Genomic DNA, 14,548 nt, shown 5'->3' with positions numbered 1-14,548 from the left:
GGATCGGGCTGCTCGCCGTCGTGGCGCGCGTCGCCGGCCCCGCCGGGCAGCCCGGCCCGGGCTGCCCGCGCTGGCCGCCGCGGCGCTGGGCGGCGCCGCCGGCCTGCTGGTCGCGGGGGCGCTGGGCGCCGACCCCGTGGCCCGGGGCGGCCTGGTCGCCGTGGTCGGCGCAGGGCTGCTCGCCGCGGCGAGCGCCCTGGCCGTCGTCGCGGCGGTCATGATGGGAACGGCGCGCGGCCCGCTGCGGGCGGCCGCGCGCGGACTGCGTTCGACCGATCCTCAGGAGGTGCGCGGTGGTTGAGCGGCCCCCGCTGCAGGGCCGCCGGGTGACCGAGGTGCTGGCCACCAGCACCGGCGGCGTGGGCACGCACGTGCGGGCGGTCCTCCCGGCGCTGCAGGAGGCCGGCGCGCAGGCGCGGGTCGCCGGCCCGGCGGCCACCGAGGTGCTGTTCGGCTTCACGGCGACCGGGGCCGGGTTCGACCCCGTCGACATCCCCGCCGGCCTGGCGCGGCCCGCCGACGCCCGCGCCGTCCGCGCGCTGCGCCGGGCGACCGCCGGTGCCGACCTCGTGCACGCGCACGGCCTGCGCGCCGGGCTGGTCGCCGCGGCCGCCCGCCGGCTGGGCCGCGACCGCACCCGGCCGCTGGTCCTCACCCTGCACAACGCGCTGCCCGAGGGCGGCGGCGCGCGGCGCCGGGTGCTGCAGCTGGCCGAGCGGGCGACGATCCGCGGCGCCGACGTGGTCCTCGCCGCGTCCGCCGACCTGGCCGAGAACGCCTGGCGGCAGGGGGCCCGCGACGTGCGCGTCGCGCCGGTGTCCGCGCCACCCCTGCCGCCGCCGGGCCGGCCGGCGACCGAGGTGCGCGCGGAGCTCGGCCTCACCGACGGCCGGCCGCTGGTGGTGGCGGTGGGCCGGCTGCACCCGCAGAAGGGCTACGACGTCCTCCTCGACGCCGCCGCCCGCTGGGCGGGGGACCCGCGACCGCCGCTCGTCGCGATCGCCGGCGACGGCCCCCTGCACGACGAGCTCGCCGGCCGGATCGCGGCCGAACGCCTCCCGGTCACCCTGCTCGGCCGGCGCAGCGAGGTCGCCGACCTGCTCGCCGCCGCCGACCTGTGCGTGCTGCCCTCGCGCTGGGAGGCCCGGTCGCTGACCGCGCAGGAGGCGCTGCGCTCGGGCACGCCGCTGGTCGCCACCCGCACCGGCGGCCTGCCCGAGCTGCTCGGGGACGGCGCCGAGCTGGTGCCCGTCGGCGACGCCGCCGCGCTCGCCGACGCCGTCGCGGGCCTGCTCGCCGACCGCGACCGGGCGCGCCGGCTGGCCGAGGCCGGCACCCGCCAGGCCGACACCTGGCCGGACGAGGCGGCCACCGCCCGCCGGCTGGTCGCCGTCTACCGCGAGCTGCTCGGCCCGCCGGAGGCCGGCGCCCCATGACCGCGCCGCGCCGGGCCGCCGTGCTGCTGCTCGCCGTCCTCGCGGTGCTCTGGGCTGCCGGGGGGACGGCGGCGGCCGCACCGACCGCCGACCGGGTGCTCGTCGTCGGCGTGCCCGGCCTCGTGTGGAGCGACCTGGACCCGGGCGCCACCCCGCACCTCTGGGCGCTGGCCGACGACTCGCCGGTCAGCGCGGTCTCGGTGCGCGCCGCACGCGCCACCAGCTGCCTGCTCGACGGCTGGGCCACCCTCGGCGCCGGCAACCGGGCCCGCTTCCCGGCGCCGGACGAGTCGGTGCCACCGGTGCCGCTGCCGACCGTGCCCCTGCCCGGCGAGCCGCCCGGCAACGGCGGGGACGACGCGGGTGCGGACGACGGGGGCGACGGGACCGTGCCCGAGGACCAGGCGCCCGCCGTGCCGCCGGCCATCCCCTCGCTGTCGCACTGCGGTCTGCAGGAGCGGCTGGCCGAGGCCGGGCTGACCGATCCGGCGGCGGCGGTCGAGGCGGTCGCCGGGGACCCCGCCAGCGCCCGTTTCGGCGCGGAACCCGCGGCCCTGGGCCGCGCCGTCGGCTGCGCGACGGTCGTGGGCCGGGCCGCGGCGCTGGCCGCGGCCGCGCCCGGCGTCGCGCTGACCCAGGCCGAGCAGCTGCCGGCCGACCCCGGTGCGGTCGGGCAGCTGCTCGACGGCTGCCCGCTCACCCTGGTGTCGCTCGACGCGTTGCTCGACGCGGGGGAGCCGGCGCTGGAGGGCAGCGACACCGGCACCGAGCCGCGCCCGCGGGCGTCGGCGCTCGCCGCCATCGACGCCGCCGTCGGCCGGCTGGTCGCCGCGGTCGACGCCGCGCCCGGCGAGACGCTCCTGCTGCTGCAGGGGATCTCCGAGGTCAACGACGGCCGGCCGCAGCTGCACGTGGGCATCGCCTCCGGCCCCGGCTTCGAGGAGGCCGCCTGGCTGTCCTCGGCGAGCACCGGGCGGGCGCCGTACACCCAGCTCATCGACGTCGCCCCCACCGCGCTGGAGGCGCTCGGGGTGGCGCGGCCGTCGTCGATGAACGGCCAGCCGGTCCGCCCCGACGGCGACCGGCCCCCGCTGGCCGAGGCGGTGTCCGAGCTGGACCGCGCGAGCACCGCCGCGAGCGTCCACTACCGCAGCACCAGCGCGTTCTTCTGGGGGCTGGTGCTGGCGGGCGCGGCCGTCGTCGGCCTGGGCCTGCTGGCCGCCGGCGGGCGCCGCCGCGACCGCGCCGCAGAGCCGGCCGGAGAGCGGCTGCGCGGCCTGCTGCGGCCGCTCGCGCTGGCCGCCGCGTCGCTGCCGGCCGCCACCTACCTGGCCGGGCTGCTGCCGTGGGAGCGGACGGGGGCGGCCCGGCTGGCTCTCGCCGGAGCGGTGCTGGCCGCCGCCGCGGGAGTCACCGCGGTCGCCGCGCTGGGCCCGTGGCGCACCGCCCGCCTCGGGCCGCCCGCCGCCGTCCTGGGGATCACGCTGGGCACGCTCTGGGTCGACGTGCTGACCGGCTCGCACCTGGAGCTCAACGGGCTGCTCGGCTACGACGCCATCGTGGCCGGGCGGTTCACCGGCTACGGCAACCTCAGCTTCGGGCTGCTGTCGGTCAGCGCCCTGCTGCTCACCGCCGCCGTCGCCACCGCCGCCGCACGGCGCGCCCCGGCCGCCCGGGGCCGCCGCGTCACGGCCGCGACCGTGCTGGGCGCCGGCGCGCTCACCGTGCTGGTCGTGGGCGCCCCGGCACTGGGCCGGGACTTCGGTGGCGTGCTCGCTGCGCTGCCCGGCTTCGTGCTGCTGGCGATGCTGCTGACCCGCACCCGGGTCACCGTTCCCCGGCTGGTCGGGGTGCTCGGGCTCGCGGTGGCCGCCGTCGGCACCCTGGCGGTCCTCGACTGGCTGCGGCCGGCGGCGGAGCGCAGCCACCTCGGGCGGTTCGTCGACCAGGTGCTCACCGGGGAGGCGTGGACCGTGGTCGGCCGGAAGGCGCGGGCCAACCTCGACATCCTGCTGGGCAGCCCGCTGGCCTGGCTGCTGCCGGTGGCGCTCGTGGCCGCCGTCTGGCTGGTGCGGCCCGCGGGGCTGCTGCCGGGTCCGCTGCGCGGCCCGGGGCTGCTGCGCGGCCGCCGCGACCTGCTGGCCGCCGGCGACGCCGCCGTCCTGCGCGCGGGGCTCCTGGCCGGGGCGCTCAGCCTCACCGTGGGCGCGGCCGTCAACGACTCCGGGGTGGCGCTGCCGGCCACCGCGGCGGCGCTGCTCGTGCCGCTGCTGGTGTGGCTGGCCGCGGCGCCGCGGCGCGACCCCGCCGCCGGAGGAGGGGTGGCCGACGGCACGCCCGGTTCGACCCCGGGCGACGACCCGGACCGTGTTACGGTCGTCTCCCGTGGATCGACCGGCTGGAACGCGGAACAGTAACTACGGCCCCGGGGGTCTCCTCCACAACTCACAGCCGACGAAGTTCGTCTTCGTCACCGGCGGGGTTGTCTCCTCCCTCGGCAAGGGCCTGACGGCCAGCTCCCTCGGAGCCCTCCTCTCCAGCCGTGGTCTCCGGGTGACCATGCAGAAGCTTGACCCCTACCTCAACGTCGACCCCGGGACGATGAACCCGTTCCAGCACGGCGAGGTGTTCGTCACCGAGGACGGCGCCGAGACCGACCTGGACATCGGCCACTACGAGCGGTTCCTCGACACCGACCTGACCGGCCGGGCCAACGTCACCACCGGCCAGGTGTACTCCGACGTGATCGCCAAGGAGCGGCGCGGGGAGTACCTCGGCGACACCGTGCAGGTCATCCCGCACATCACCAACGAGATCAAGGCCCGCATCATGGCCGGCGCCGACTCGGCGGAGCGGGTCGACGTGGTCATCACCGAGATCGGCGGCACCGTCGGCGACATCGAGTCGCTGCCCTTCCTCGAGGCCGCCCGCCAGGTCCGGCACGAGATCGGCCGCGACAACTGCTTCTTCCTGCACATCTCGCTGGTGCCCTACATCGCGCCCTCGGGCGAGCTGAAGACCAAGCCGACCCAGCACTCGGTCGCCGCCCTGCGCAGCATCGGCATCCAGCCCGACGCGCTGGTCTGCCGCTCGGACCGGGAGATCGGCACCGGGCTCAAGCGCAAGATCAGCCTGATGTGCGACGTGGACGCCGAGGGCGTCATCTCCTGCCCGGACGCGCCGTCGATCTACGACATCCCCAAGGTGCTGCACCGCGAGGGCCTGGACGCCTACGTCGTCCGCCGGCTGGGGCTGCCCTTCCGCGACGTCGACTGGACCGTCTGGGGCGACCTGCTCGACCGGGTGCACGCGCCCAAGCAGACGGTCACCATCGCGCTGGTCGGCAAGTACATCGACCTGCCCGACGCCTACCTGTCGGTGACCGAGGCCCTGCGCGCGGGCGGGTTCGCGCACCGCAGCCGGGTGCAGATCCGCTGGGTGCCCTCCGACGACTGCCAGACCCCCGAGGGCGCGGCGCACGCGCTGGCCGGCGCCGACGGCGTCTGCATCCCCGGCGGGTTCGGCGTCCGCGGCATCGAGGGCAAGCTCGGCGCCATCCGGTACGCCCGCACCAACGGGCTCCCACTGCTCGGGCTGTGCCTGGGCCTCCAGTGCATGGTCATCGAGGCCGCCCGCAACCTCGCCGGGCTGGAGAAGGCCAACTCCGCGGAGTTCGACCCCGACACCCCCGACCCGGTCATCGCCACGATGGCCAGCCAGGTCGACGTCGTCGCCGGGCAGCGCGACATGGGCGGCACGATGCGGCTGGGCAGCTACCCGGCCAGCCTGCAGCGCGGCTCGGTCGTCGCGCAGGCCTACGGCTCCACCGACATCACCGAGCGGCACCGGCACCGCTACGAGGTCGCCAACGCCTACCGCGACCAGCTCAGCGAGGCCGGGCTGGTGTTCTCGGGCACCTCGCCGGACGGGCTGCTGGTCGAGTTCGCCGAGCTGCCGCGGGAGGTCCACCCGTTCTTCGTCGGCACCCAGGCCCACCCGGAGCTGAAGAGCCGGCCCACCCGCCCGCACCCGCTGTTCGCGGCGTTCGTGCAGGCCGCGATCGACTTCTCCGAGTCCGCGCGGCTGCCGGTGCCGCTCGACGAGGCCGAGAAGGTCGGTATCTGACGGTGGCCGACCCGCACGAGTACCGGCTGGTGGGCAGCGAGCCGGTCTACGAGGGCCGCGTCATCTCCCTGGTCAAGGACACCGTGGCGATGCCCGGCGGCGGCGAGAGCGTCCGCGAGGTGGTCCGCCACCCGGGCGCGGTCGCGGTCGTCGCGCTGGACGACGACGGGCGCGTCGTCCTGCTCCGGCAGTACCGGCACCCGGTCGGCGACTACCTGTGGGAGCTGCCTGCCGGGTTGCGCGACGCGGAGGGCGAGCCGCCCCTGGAGACGGCGAAGCGGGAGCTGGCCGAGGAGGTGCTGCTGGCCGCGCGGCGCTGGTCGCTGCTGGCCACGTACTACAGCAGCCCCGGCTTCTGCGACGAGGCGGTGCTGGTCTACCTGGCCGAGGGGCTCTCCGACGTCGACCGGCCGGAGGGCTTCACCCTCGAGCACGAGGAGCTCGACATGACCGTCGAGCGGGTGCCCCTGACCGAGGCCGTGCAGCGGGTGTTCGAGGGCGGGATCCGCAACCCCGCCGCCGTGGTCGGCCTGCTGGCCGCCGCGCAGGCGCAGGTGTCCTCCCCGCGGCTGCGCCCGGTCGACGCGACCTAGGAGACGACGACCGGCGCGGTGGTGCCCACGTGCACCCGGCGCACGGTCAGGTCGGTCCGGACGTCCTCCTCGAGCCAGAAGACGTAGGTCGTCCCCGGCACCAGGCCGTACACGGTCACCGACACCGGCACGCAGCCCTCGGGCTGGGCGACGGCGGCCTCGGGTGGGACCGGCTGCTCGCCGGCCACCAGCTGCTGGCTGACCGCCCGCACCCGGTAGCCCTCCACCGAGGGGCGCGCGTCGGCCTGCCAGCTCAGGGTCGCCGACCCCGGGACCGGCCCCGGGTCCACGCCCGGGAAGATCCGGCGCGGGTTGCTGTAGCCGCCGCACGTGGCCGGGCGCGGCTCGGACTCCGGGATCGCGCCGACGGGCCCGCAGGCCGACGGGGCGGGGGCGGGGGATGGCGGCGGTCGCCCCCGGAGCCGAGGTCAGGGGCTCCGGGACGACCGGCACCGGCACCGGCACGCGGGCAGCGGGAACCGGCGCCGGCGCGGGGGTGCGCACCGCCGTCCGGGACGCCGCGACGTCCGCGGCCACCTCGGTGGCCGGGCCGCTGAGCGCGATCAGCCCCACGGCGGCCACCGCGGTGGCGGTGCCCAGGCCGCGGGCCCGTCGCCGGCGGCGGCGCCCGGCCCCGCGCCCTGCCGCTGGTCGCGCCATGACCGCCTCCCCGTGTCGGGAGGAGACATCGGCAGCGGGCGGGCCGGCCTCAACGCGAAACCGGCGGCGGGCTGAGTCCGAGCCGGTCCAGCTCCAGGCCGGCCAGCGCGCGGGTGGCCTCCGGATCGCCGTCCCGCCACGCGGCGGCGGTGCCGGCCGGCAGCCGGGCCAGCCGCGGCAGCGGCGCGGTGGCCAGTGCGCGGGCGGCCAGCACCTGCGGATCGGCGACCGCGAGCCGGCCCGCGGCGCGGGCCTCCCGCGCCCAGCGCAGCCGCCACGGCAGCCAGCGCAGCAGCGCCCACCCGACCGGCAGGACGACGAGGACGGCGGCCAGCACCCCGGCGAGGGTGCCCGCGGCGTCCTGCGCGGCCTGCCCGGCACCGCCCACCGACCGCCCGGCGCCGCCCAGGGACTCCAGCGGAGCGGCCAGCTCGTCGCCCACGACGGGCACCCGGCCGGCCGCCTCTGCGGCCGAGGACATGCTGCCGGCCACCGAGGAACCCAGGTCCTCCACCGCCCGGCCGGGCTCGGCCAGCACCAGCACCGCGCCGTGCACCACGCGGGCGAGCAGCACCCAGAGCACCACCCAGGCCGCCACGCCGACATCGGCGGCGACCTGGCGGGCCCGCAGGGCCGGGTGGTGGGCGTACGGGCGCATGGGGTCTCCTCGGCGGGTGGGGGGTGCCGGCGCCGGGACGCCGGCGCCCGCCGCGCGGTACCCGCCGGGGCGCGGATCACCCGGCCGGGTGACCGGCCCGCGACCGGGCAAGCGGAGCGCGGCGTCCCCCTAGACTCCGCCCGAGGCCCGCCCCGACCGGGCGGCCCACGACGTGGTGGGGAGCCCGTCACCCTCGGGTGCCTCCCACCGGGACCGGGAGGGCGAGTCATGCAGGTCGGGGTCCCCCGAGAGGTGAAGAACCGGGAGTACCGGGTCGCGCTCACCCCGGCCGGGGTGACGGAGCTGGTGCGGGCCGGCCACACGGTGCTCGTCGAGCGGGGCGCGGGGGAGGGGTCCTCCATCCCGGACACCGACTTCACCGCCGCGGGCGCGCGCATCGTGCCGGCCGCCGACGACGTCTGGGGCGCCGCGGACCTGCTGCTCAAGGTCAAGGAGCCGGTCGCCGAGGAGTACGGCCGGCTGCGCGCGGACCAGACGCTGTTCACCTACCTGCACCTGGCGGCGTCCAAGGAGTGCACCGACGCGCTGGTCACCTCCGGCACCACGGCGATCGCCTACGAGACGGTGCAGACCGCCGGCGGCGCGCTGCCGCTGCTGGCGCCCATGTCCGAGGTCGCCGGCCGCATGGCCCCGCAGGTGGGGGCGTACTGCCTGGAGCGGGCGCACGGCGGCCGCGGGGTGCTGCTGGGCGGCGCCCCCGGCGTCTACGCGGCGAAGGTCGTCGTCATCGGCGCCGGCGTCTCGGGGATGAACGCCGCGGCGATCGCGCTCGGCATGCAGGCCGAGGTGATCGTCATGGACCGCGACGTGGACAAGCTGCGCGCGGCCGACCGGATCTACCAGGGCCACCTGCAGACGGTGACGTCCAACGCCTACGAGATCGAGCGCGCCGTCCTGGACGCCGACCTGGTCATCGGCGCCGTCCTGGTGCCCGGCGCCAAGGCCCCGACGCTGGTGAGCAACGCGCTGGTCGCGCAGATGAAGCCCGGCTCGGTGTTGGTCGACATCGCCGTCGACCAGGGCGGCTGCTTCGAGGACTCCCGGCCCACGACACACGACGAGCCGACCTTCCGCGTCCACGAGTCGGTGTTCTACTGCGTGGCGAACATGCCGGGCGCAGTGCCGAACACCTCGACGCACGCTCTCACCAACGTGACGCTGCCCTACGTCATGGCGCTGGCCAACGAGGGCACCGTCGCCGCGGTGCGCGCGGACCCGGCCCTCGCGCACGGGGTCAACGTGGTCGCCGGGCAGGTGGTGCTGCCGGAGGTCGCGGAGGCGCACGGGATGACCGCCGTCGGACTGGAGGAGGTGCTCCCCTGACCGTCACCGCACCCCCCACCGACGTCGGCCGGGTGGTCACCGGCTACCTCGACCACCTGACCGTCGAGCGGGGGCTGGCGGCCAACACGATCGCCTCCTACCGCCGCGACCTGCGCCGCTACACCGAGTTCCTCGAGTCCGCCGGTGTCGACGGACTGGCCGAGGTGGCCGAGTCCGACGTCGCCGGGTTCCTCACCGCCCTGCGCCGGGGGGACGACGCGCACCCGCCGCTGTCGGCGACCTCGGCCGCCCGCGCGGTGGTCGCCGTCCGGGGGCTGCACCGCTTCGCCCTGCTCGACGGCCTGGTGCCCGACGACGTGGCGCACGAGGTGCGCCCGCCGGCGCCGGCGCGGCGGCTGCCCAAGGCGATCCCGGTCGAGTCGGTGGTCGCGCTCATCGAGGCGGCCGGCTCGGTGGAGGGCCCGCGCGGACTGCGCGACCGGGCGCTGCTGGAGCTGCTCTACAGCACGGGGGCGCGCATCTCCGAGGCGGTCGGGCTGGCCGTCGACGACCTCGACCGCGGTCAGGCGGCGGTGCGGCTGGCCGGCAAGGGCGGCAAGGAGCGGGTGGTGCCGGTCGGCAGCTACGCGTTGCGGGCGGTCGAGGACTACCTGGTCCGGGCCCGGCCGGCGCTGGCCGCGGCCGGCCGCGCGGGGGTGCGGCGGGGCGCACTGTTCCTCAACGCCCGCGGCGGGCCGCTGTCCCGGCAGAGCGCGTGGGCGATCCTGCGGACGGCGGCCGAGCGGGCGGGCGGCGGAGACGGGGACCTCGCCACGACGGTGTCCCCGCACACCCTGCGCCACTCGTTCGCCACCCACCTGCTCGACGGCGGCGCCGACGTCCGCGTCGTGCAGGAGCTGCTCGGCCACGCCTCGGTGACCACCACGCAGGTGTACACGCTCGTGACCGTCGACCGGCTGCGGGAGGTCTACGCCAGCAGCCACCCGCGCGCGCTGACCTGACATCGCCGGGGTGAGCCTCTTGGCGACTCTTGCCAGTCGGTCCGGCTCAGCTACGGCATCGCGTTGGCAGTCGTCGCCATGTCGACGCGGCGATCGGCGTGCCTCCCCGGTAATCCGCGCAACGCTCCCTAGCGTCGGGCTCACACCCGGGCGGCAGAACGGCTGACCGCCCCCGGCAGCGGCCGGGACCGGGCTGCGAGGTGGAGGGCAACAGACCGATGGCGATCCGAGGGGACGCGGCCGGCCGGGCCGTCGCGCTCCCGACCGACACCGGACCCGAGATGGGCGCCGCCGCCTCGCGGCTGGACCCCGCCCGCGCGCGGGTGCGCCCGCTGCCCGACCCCAAGCCGCTCACGCAGCACGGGCCTGCCCGTGTCATCGCGATGTGCAACCAGAAGGGCGGCGTCGGCAAGACCACGTCGACCATCAACCTGGGTGCCGCCCTCGTCGAGTACGGCCGCCGGGTGCTGCTCATCGACCTGGACCCGCAGGGCGCGCTGTCGGTCGGGCTGGGCGTGCCGGCCCAGAACATGGACCGCACCATCTACAACGCCCTGATGGAGCGGCGGACCACGCTCGCCGACGTGCGGGTGTCCACCGACATCCCGGGCCTGGACCTGGTGCCGAGCAACATCGACCTGTCCGCGGCCGAGGTGCAGCTGGTGAGCGAGGTGGCCCGGGAGCAGACGCTGCTGCGCGCGCTGGCCGACGTCGTCGACGAGTACGACTACGTCCTCATCGACTGCCAGCCCTCGCTCGGCCTGCTCACGGTCAACGCCCTGACCGCGGCGCAGGGCGTGGTGATCCCGCTGGAGTGCGAGTTCTTCTCCCTGCGTGGCGTCGCGCTGCTGGTCGACACGATCGAGAAGGTCAAGGAGCGGCTGAACCCCGACCTGGAGATCTCCGGGATCCTGGCCACGATGTACGACTCGCGGACCGTGCACTGCCGCGAGGTGTTCAGCCGGGTGGTCGAGGCCTTCGGTGACACCGTCTTCCAGACCGTCATCCAGCGGACCGTCCGGTTCCCGGAGACGACGGTCGCCGGCCAGCCGATCACCACGTGGGCGCCGACGTCCTCGGGCGCCGCGGCCTACCGCGACCTGGCCAAGGAGGTGCTGGCCCTGTGAGCGAGCTCGCGAGCTCACCGATGAGCACAGCACGCTGGGTTCCGCTCCCGCCGAGCGCCAGCGAGGTGGCAGCGTGACCCGCCGTCCGGTGCTCCCGGGCGCGGCGGAGCTGTTCCGCCGTACCGACACCGCCGCCTCGACGACGGAGGTGACCGAGCTGCCGAGCCTCAGCGCGACGGTCAGCTCCAAGGCGCTGCGCGGCGCACCGAACCGGCGCGAGGAGCCCGCCGCGGCCGAGCCGGCGGCGCCGCTGACCCTGGTCCCCGGCGGGGGGGACGACGCCGACCCGCTGGCCGGGTTCCGGACGGCGGCCCCGGCCCCGGTCGTGCAGCCCTCGCGCCCCACGCGCGGGCGGGCGCAGCGCGCCGAGCGCACCCGGCACGACGAGAAGATCACCGTCTACATCTCCGCCGAGGAGCTGGTGGCGCTGGAGAGCGCCCGGCTGACGCTGCGCGCCGAGCACGGCGTCGCCGCCGACCGGGGCCGCATCGTCCGCGAGGCGATCAACGTCCTGCTCGCCGACCTCGGCGAGCACGGCGAGGACTCGGTGCTGGTCCGCCGGCTCAAGGGCCGCTGAGCACCCGGCTCCCTACGCTGGAGGGCGTGGAGGGGAACCCGGCGGTCGTCGAGCCGGTGCCGCCGGGGCGCTTCACCGTCCGGCTGGCCAACTTCGAGGGCCCGTTCGACCTGCTGCTGCAGCTGATCGGCAAGCACAAGCTCGACGTCACCGAGATCGCGCTCTCCCAGGTCACCGACGAGTTCATCGCCCACCTGCGGGCGCTGGGCGACGAGCTGGACCTGGACCAGGCCAGCGAGTTCCTCGTCGTGGCCGCCACCCTGCTCGACCTCAAGGCCGCCCGGCTGCTGCCGGCCGCGGACGTCGAGGACGAGGAGGACCTCGAGCTGCTCGAGGCCCGCGACCTGCTCTTCGCCCGGCTGCTGCAGTACCGGGCCTACAAGCAGGCCGCGGCCTTCCTGCGCGAGCGGGAGGCCGAGGCCGCCCGCCGGTTCGCCCGCGACGCCGCGCTGGAGCCCCGCTTCGCCGACCTGCTCCCGGAGGTGCTGCTCGGGGTCACCCCGGAGCAGTTCGCCGCCCTCGCCGCCAGGGCGCTCACCCCGCGGGCGCCCGAGGTGGTGAGCGTGTCGCACCTGCACGCGCCGCCGGTGAGCGTCGCCGAGCAGCTGCTGCTGGTCCGCAACCACCTCATGTCCGCCGGGACGGCGACCTTCCGCGCGCTGTCGGCCGACTGCGGCCACACCCTCGAGGTGGTGGCCCGGTTCCTCGCCCTGCTGGAGCTCTACCGCCAGCAGCGGGTCACCTTCGAGCAGCTGACCCCGCTCGGCGAGCTGCACGTGCGCTGGACCGGCGGCGACGGGCCGGAGCCCGATCTCGACGACGACGGGGGGTACGCGTGACCGAGGAGCGGCCACCGATCTCGTGGGACGCCCTGGCCGCCGAGCTGGCCGCGACCCGCGAGGCGGCCGAGGCGCGCGGCGGCCCGGATCCGGGGACGTGGGACGCCGTCGCCGCCGAGCTGGCGGCCCGGGTCGCCGAGCGCCCGGCGGCCGCGCCGGACGACGTCGCCCCGGTCGCCGAGCCGGCGCCGCTGCCGGCACCGGTCGTCCAGGCGCCGGAGCCCGAGCCGGAGCCCGCCCCCGAGCCCGAGTGGGAGGACGTCGACCCCGTCGCGCTGCGCGGCGGGCTGGAGGCGCTGCTGTTCGTCTCCGACACCCCGGTCGACGACGTGTCCCTCGCCGACACCCTGCGCTGCCCGGTGCCGCGGGTGCGCGCGGAGCTGGCCGCGCTCGCCGCGGACTACGACGGCCGGGCGGCCGGGCTGACGCTGCGCCGGGTGGGGGAGGGCTGGCGCCTCTACACCCGCGAGGCCTACGCCGGCGTCATCGAGCGGCACCTGCTGGAGGGCCAGCGCAGCCGGCTCACCCAGGCGGCGCTGGAGACCCTCGCCGTCATCGCCTACCGCCAGCCGGTGACCCGCGCCCGCGTGGCGGCGATCCGCGGCGTCGGCGTGGACGGCGTCATGCGGACGCTGATCGGCCGGGGGCTGGTGCAGGAGGTCGGCAGCGACCCGGACAGTGGCGGCGGCCTGTACGCCACCACGCCGCTGTTCCTGGAGCGCCTCGGGCTCGCCGGCCTCGACGAGCTGCCCGAGCTCGGCCCGCTGCTGCCGGAGGCCGGCACCGTCCTCGACCACCCCGACGCCTGACCCCGGGCGCGGCCGAGGCGGCCGCAGCAACTACCGTCGAGTGATGACGCGACCACGCTCCGTCCTGACCGTTGCGGCTCCGCTGGCCGCGGCCCTCCTGCTGACCGGCTGCGGGAGCTCTGAGGAAGAGCAGCGCCAGGCCGCCTTCTGCGAGGACGTCCCCACCCTGCTGGAGGACGTCACCGCCGACATGCAGGCGGTCACGTCCGATCCGCAGACCGCGCCGGACGTGGTCGGGGAGGCCGTCGACCGGCTCGAGGCGGTCGAGCCGCCGGCCGGGGTGGCCGACGAGTGGGCCGCGCTCGTCGACGCCTGGTCGGGCATGCGGGACCTGCTCGGCCGCGTCGACCTGGAGGACCCCTCGGCCAATACCGAGTTCGTCGAGGAGGCCACCCAGCTGCAGGAGGACCTGGTCAGCACCGGCGACGCCGTCGACGAGTGGGGCCAGGAGAACTGCTGACCGCGCGGGCGGCGGTGGACCCGCCGGCACGGCGGGGAGCCGCGCCGCGGGGTGGGACACTGGACGCGATGAACACCGACCGGACCGACGAGCCCCCCACCACCGACGCCGGCGACGGCTGGTCGGAGGACATGGAGCTGGCCCCGGTCCACCCCGGCGACCGCCCCGACGACGATGCCGGCGACGAGCGCGAGGGCGAGCGGCTGCAGAAGGTGCTGGCCCGCGCGGGCGTCGGCTCGCGCCGCGTCTGCGAGGACATGATCGAGGCGGGCCGGATCAGCGTGAACGGCCGCACCGTCACCGTGCAGGGGATGCGGGTCGACCCGCGCCGGGACCGGATCGCCGTCGACGGCGCCCGGCTGGAGCTGCGCGACGACCGGGTCACCTACGCGCTCAACAAGCCCGCCGGCGTCATCACCGCGATGAGCGACGACCGCAACCGGCCGACCGTCGGTGACATGGTGGGCGACCTCGCGCGGGGGCTGGTGCACGTCGGCCGCCTGGACCAGGACACCGAGGGCCTGCTGCTGGTCACCAACGACGGGGAGCTGGCCCACCGGCTGGCGCATCCGCGCTACGAGGTCCGCAAGACCTACCTGGCCCAGGTGTCGGGCTCCGTGCCGCGCGACCTGGGCAAGCGACTGCGCGGCGGCGTCGAGCTCGAGGACGGCCCGGTGAAGGTCCACTCGTTCCGCGTCGTCGACACCCACGCCGGCCAGTCGGTGGTCGAGGTGGTGCTGCACGAGGGCCGCAAGCACATCGTCCGGCGGCTGCTCGCGCACGTCGGCCTGCCCGTCTCCCGGCTCACCCGCACCGCGGTCGGCCCGGTGAAGCTGGAGCGGATGCGGGTCGGCTCGATCCGCCGGCTCACCCGCGCCGAGGTGGGTGCGCTGCAGGAGGCCGTCGAGCTCTGAGCGGCCGGCCGCGGGTGCCCGCCGCCGGACACGGTAGACAGACC

At 76.8% G+C, this 14,548-nt stretch carries 14 protein-coding genes and 1 pseudogene; 13 read left to right on the top strand and 2 right to left on the bottom strand.

What is annotated here, in order from left to right:
- The 5 genes and pseudogenes from PGN05_RS03035 to PGN05_RS03015 form a co-directional block, all read left to right on the top strand.
- Positions 1 to 301, top strand: a pseudogene (locus tag PGN05_RS03035) (hypothetical protein); the annotation flags it as partial.
- Positions 294 to 1,436, top strand: a complete 1,143-nt coding sequence (locus PGN05_RS03030; protein WP_419751041.1) for a glycosyltransferase family 4 protein — start codon at positions 294 to 296, stop codon at positions 1,434 to 1,436. The pseudogene PGN05_RS03035 and the gene PGN05_RS03030, both read left to right, overlap by 8 nt.
- A complete protein-coding gene (locus tag PGN05_RS03025) occupies positions 1,433 to 3,853 on the top strand; it encodes a hypothetical protein (RefSeq protein WP_419751040.1) in 2,421 nt (806 codons plus the stop codon). The genes PGN05_RS03030 and PGN05_RS03025 overlap by 4 nt, the downstream gene beginning before the upstream one ends.
- Entirely contained in the window at positions 3,822 to 5,561 is a 1,740-nt protein-coding gene (locus PGN05_RS03020; RefSeq protein WP_419751039.1) for a CTP synthase, read from the top strand. The genes PGN05_RS03025 and PGN05_RS03020 overlap by 32 nt, the downstream gene beginning before the upstream one ends.
- Positions 5,562 to 5,563: 2 nt before the next feature.
- On the top strand, positions 5,564 to 6,154 hold the full coding sequence (locus PGN05_RS03015; protein ID WP_419751038.1) for an NUDIX domain-containing protein: 591 nt from the start codon (positions 5,564 to 5,566) through the stop codon (positions 6,152 to 6,154).
- Here PGN05_RS03015 and PGN05_RS03010 read toward each other — a convergent pair.
- Together PGN05_RS03010 and PGN05_RS03005 are read right to left on the bottom strand one after the other, a co-directional pair.
- The gene (locus tag PGN05_RS03010) at positions 6,151 to 6,444 is read right to left on the bottom strand and encodes a fibronectin type III domain-containing protein (RefSeq protein ID WP_419751037.1); all 294 of its coding nucleotides are present in this window, start codon (positions 6,442 to 6,444) and stop codon (positions 6,151 to 6,153) included. The two genes, PGN05_RS03015 and PGN05_RS03010, sit on opposite strands and share 4 nt — an antisense overlap.
- A gap of 419 nt (positions 6,445 to 6,863) precedes the next feature.
- Positions 6,864 to 7,472 (bottom strand): hypothetical protein, encoded by a 609-nt coding sequence (locus PGN05_RS03005; RefSeq protein ID WP_419751036.1) that lies wholly within the window; start codon positions 7,470 to 7,472, stop codon positions 6,864 to 6,866.
- Between the two features lie 228 nt (positions 7,473 to 7,700).
- On the opposite strand from PGN05_RS03005, the gene ald reads away from it, so the two are divergent.
- From ald to PGN05_RS02965, 8 genes are all read left to right on the top strand, one after another.
- Positions 7,701 to 8,816 carry an alanine dehydrogenase gene (gene ald / locus PGN05_RS03000; protein WP_419751035.1) on the top strand — a complete coding sequence of 372 codons (1,116 nt, stop codon included), beginning with the start codon at positions 7,701 to 7,703 and terminating at the stop codon, positions 8,814 to 8,816.
- Positions 8,817 to 8,848: 32 nt separating this feature from the next.
- Complete coding sequence (locus PGN05_RS02995; protein ID WP_419751033.1) at positions 8,849 to 9,778, top strand: site-specific tyrosine recombinase XerD; 930 nt, start codon at positions 8,849 to 8,851, stop codon at positions 9,776 to 9,778.
- Positions 9,779 to 10,059: 281 nt separating this feature from the next.
- Positions 10,060 to 10,905 carry a ParA family protein gene (locus tag PGN05_RS02990; RefSeq protein ID WP_419751044.1) on the top strand — a complete coding sequence of 282 codons (846 nt, stop codon included), beginning with the start codon at positions 10,060 to 10,062 and terminating at the stop codon, positions 10,903 to 10,905.
- 73 nt (positions 10,906 to 10,978) lie between these two features.
- A complete protein-coding gene (locus PGN05_RS02985) occupies positions 10,979 to 11,482 on the top strand; it encodes a hypothetical protein (protein WP_419751032.1) in 504 nt (167 codons plus the stop codon).
- Between the two features lie 26 nt (positions 11,483 to 11,508).
- Positions 11,509 to 12,321, top strand: coding sequence for a segregation and condensation protein A (locus PGN05_RS02980; protein ID WP_419751031.1), 813 nt, complete (start codon positions 11,509 to 11,511; stop codon positions 12,319 to 12,321).
- On the top strand, positions 12,318 to 13,130 hold the full coding sequence (gene scpB, locus PGN05_RS02975) for an SMC-Scp complex subunit ScpB (RefSeq protein WP_419751030.1): 813 nt from the start codon (positions 12,318 to 12,320) through the stop codon (positions 13,128 to 13,130). Before PGN05_RS02980 ends, scpB begins: the two co-directional genes overlap by 4 nt.
- A 43-nt stretch (positions 13,131 to 13,173) precedes the next feature.
- Complete coding sequence (locus PGN05_RS02970; protein ID WP_419751029.1) at positions 13,174 to 13,590, top strand: hypothetical protein; 417 nt, start codon at positions 13,174 to 13,176, stop codon at positions 13,588 to 13,590.
- 68 nt (positions 13,591 to 13,658) lie between these two features.
- Positions 13,659 to 14,504 (top strand): pseudouridine synthase, encoded by an 846-nt coding sequence (locus PGN05_RS02965; RefSeq protein ID WP_419751028.1) that lies wholly within the window; start codon positions 13,659 to 13,661, stop codon positions 14,502 to 14,504.
- The last annotated feature ends 44 nt before the right edge of the window (positions 14,505 to 14,548 follow it).

Source organism: Geodermatophilus sp. CPCC 206100, assembly GCF_048569675.1.
GTDB lineage: Bacteria > Actinomycetota > Actinomycetes > Mycobacteriales > Geodermatophilaceae > Geodermatophilus.
Note: the sequence above shows the minus strand (reverse complement) of the source record. Positions and strands in the feature narration are given on the sequence as shown.